The sequence below is a fragment of the Citricoccus sp. genome (assembly GCF_035445025.1).
Taxonomy (GTDB): domain Bacteria; phylum Actinomycetota; class Actinomycetes; order Actinomycetales; family Micrococcaceae; genus Citricoccus.
In genome coordinates, this window is record NZ_DAOMPX010000133.1 from 1 (window position 1) to 3074 (window position 3074).

The 3074-nt window shown below is 71.6% G+C and carries 3 protein-coding genes; all 3 read left to right on the forward strand.

Features of this window, described 5'->3' with window-relative positions:
- Positions 1-66: 66 nt before the first annotated feature.
- A complete protein-coding gene (locus PLJ28_RS15440) occupies positions 67-1284 on the forward strand; it encodes a sarcosine oxidase subunit beta family protein (RefSeq protein ID WP_183530115.1) in 1218 nt (405 codons plus the stop codon).
- 20 nt (positions 1285-1304) lie between these two features.
- Positions 1305-1661 carry a sarcosine oxidase subunit delta gene (locus PLJ28_RS15445; RefSeq protein WP_183530117.1) on the forward strand — a complete coding sequence of 119 codons (357 nt, stop codon included), beginning with the start codon at positions 1305-1307 and terminating at the stop codon, positions 1659-1661.
- On the forward strand, positions 1658-3074 hold a 1417-nt coding region (locus PLJ28_RS15450), incomplete at its 3' end, for a 2Fe-2S iron-sulfur cluster-binding protein (RefSeq protein WP_324590400.1). The genes PLJ28_RS15445 and PLJ28_RS15450, both read left to right, overlap by 4 nt.

The window sequence follows — 3074 nt, forward strand, 5'->3', positions numbered from 1 at the left end:
CCGCGTCCACGCCCTGGCCGCCGCCCACCCCCTCTACCCCAACCTCGACCCGATGGGAGCCTGACCATGGCTGATCTGCTGCCCGAGCACCCGGACTTCCTCTGGCGGAACCCGGAGCCCAAGAAGAGCTACGACGCCGTGATCGTCGGCGGCGGCGGCCATGGCCTGGCCACCGCGTACTACCTCGCCTCCCGGCACGGCATGACCAACATCGCCATCCTCGAACGGGGCTGGCTGGCCGGCGGGAACATGGCCCGCAACACCACGATCATCCGCTCCAACTACCTGTGGGACGAGTCCGCCGCCATCTACGAGCACTCCCTGAAGCTGTGGGAGGGCCTGCCCGAGGAACTGGACTACGACTTCCTGTTCTCCCAGCGCGGCGTGATGAACCTGGCGCACACCCTCCAGGACGTGCGCGAGTCCCAGCGCCGGGTCAACGCCAACGTCCTGAACGGGGTGGACGCCGAATGGCTCGACCCGAAGCAGGTCAAGGAGCTGTGCCCGATCATCAACATCGGGGACGACATCCGCTACCCCGTCATGGGCGCCACCTACCAGCCCCGCGCCGGCATCGCCAAGCACGACCACGTGGCCTGGGCCTTCGCCCGCAAGTGCGACGAGATGGGCGTGGACATCATCCAGAACTGCGAGGTGACCGGTTTCGTCAAGGACGGCAACCGCGTCGTCGGCGTGGAGACCACCCGCGGCCGCATCAACGCGGGCAAGGTGGGACTGGCAGCCGCCGGGCACTCCTCGGTCCTGGCCGACCTGGCGGGATTCCGCCTGCCGATCTCCTCGCACCCGCTGCAGGCGCTGGTCTCGGAACTGTTCGAACCGGTCCACCCGACCGTGGTGATGTCCAACCACGTGCACGTGTACGTCTCCCAGGCGCACAAGGGCGAACTGGTGATGGGTGCGGGCATCGACTCGTACAACGGCTACGGCCAGCGCGGTGCCTTCCACGTCGTGGAGGAGCAGCTGGCCGCGGCGGTGGAGCTGTTCCCGATCTTCGCCCGGGCGCACCTGCTGCGCACCTGGGGCGGCATCGTGGACACGACCTTCGACGCCTCGCCCATCGTGTCCACCACCCCGATCGACGAGCTCTACGTCAACTGTGGCTGGGGCACGGGCGGGTTCAAGGGCACCCCGGCGTCCGGGTACACCTTCGCCCACACCATCGCCACCGGTGAGGCGCACCCGCTGAACGCCCCGTTCGCGCTGGAGCGCTTCGAGACCGGCCACCTCATCGACGAGCACGGCGCCGCCGCCGTGGCCCACTGACAGCTTCAGGAGCCTTCGACATGCTTTCCATTCCCTGCCCCGAGTGCGGGCCCCGAGACGAGATCGAATTCCACTACGGGGGCCAGGCGCACGTCGCCTACCCCGAGGATCCCCACAGCCTGGACGACCGTGGCTGGGCGGAGTACCTCTTCTACCGGGACAACCCCAAGGGCCTGTTCGCCGAGCGCTGGCAGCACGCCGCCGGATGCCGCAAGTGGTTCAACGCCCTGCGTGACACCCACACCTACGAGTTCGCCGCGACCTACCGCGTCGGCGAGCCCCGGCCCGACGTCGCCGACCCCCACCCGGGGGCGGCGCCGGCCGGTCCCTCCACCCCTTCCACCACCCCTTCGAGCCCCGCGGGAGGCACCCTGTGAGCAGCGCACGACTGGACGCCGATCGGGCCCCCGGTCATTCCATCGACCGGACCCGCACCATCACCTTCTCCGTGGACGGCCAGGACTACACCGGTCACCACGGTGACACCCTCGCCAGCGCCCTCGTGGCCGCCGGCCGCCTCGACTGCGGCCCGTCCATGTACCTCGGCCGGCCCCGCGGCATCCTCGCGGCCGGCGTGGAGGAGCCCAACGCCCTGGTGACGGTCTCCGCCCGGTTCCCCGGTCACGTGGACGAGTCCATGCTGCCGGCGACCACGGTGGGCCTCACGGAGGGCCTCCGGGCCGGTTACCTGTCCGGCCTGGGCACGCTCGACCCGGGACGCGACGAGGCGGTCTACGACCACAAGTACGTGCACACGGACGTGCTGGTCGTCGGCGCCGGCCCGGCCGGACTGGCCGCGGCCCGCGAGGCGGCCCGGACCGGTGCGCGCACCATCCTGATGGACGACCAGCCCACGGCCGGCGGGTCGTTGCTGTCCGGCAGGGACGAGACCATCGACGGCGTCGACGCCCGTCAGTGGGCCCAGGACACCCTGACGGAGCTGGCCGGTGCGGAGGACTTCACCTACCTGCCGCGCACCACCGCCTTCGGCAGCTACGACGCCAACTTCGTCGTCGCCGTCCAGCACCGCACCGACCACCTCGAGCCGCGCGAGCGCCCGGGCGTGTCCCGGCAGCGGATCTGGCACGTGCGCGCCTCCCAGGTGGTGCTGGCCACCGGCGCCCACGAGCGCCCGCTGGTGTTCGCCAACAACGACCGCCCGGGCATCATGCTCGCCGGTGCCGTCCGCAGCTACCTGAACCGGTACGCGGCCGCCGCCGGCACCAACGTGGCGGTCGCCACCACCAACGACTCCGCCTACCTCCTCGTGCAGGACCTGCACGCCGCGGGCATCGGCGTCACCGCCGTGGTGGACTCCCGCCCGGATGCCTCGACCACCGCCCTGGAGGTCCTCGAGGCCACCGGCGTGCGGGGCATCTTCGGCGCCGCGGTGGTGGACACCGAGGGCGAGGGGCCGGCCGGCCGCATCAGCGGCATCACCGTGGCCCAGATCGACGAGTCCGGTGCCATCGCCGGCACGCCCGAGCGCCTCGAGGCCGACCTGCTCGCCGTGGCCGGCGGGTTCACGCCGGTGGTCCACCTGCACAGCCAGCGCCAGGGCCGGTTGCACTGGAACGCCGAGATCGCCGGCTTCGTGCCGTCCGCCCCCGTCGCCGACCAGCACGTGGCCGGTGCGGTGACCGGTGAGTACACCCTGGCCGGTGCCCTGTCCCAGGGTGCCCAGGCCGGCGGCCTGGCCGCCGACCGCACTGGCTTCGGTGCAACGGTCCGGGTACCCGAGGCGCCGTCGTCGGAGTACGGATCGGTGCGCTCGCTGTGGCTGGTGCCGG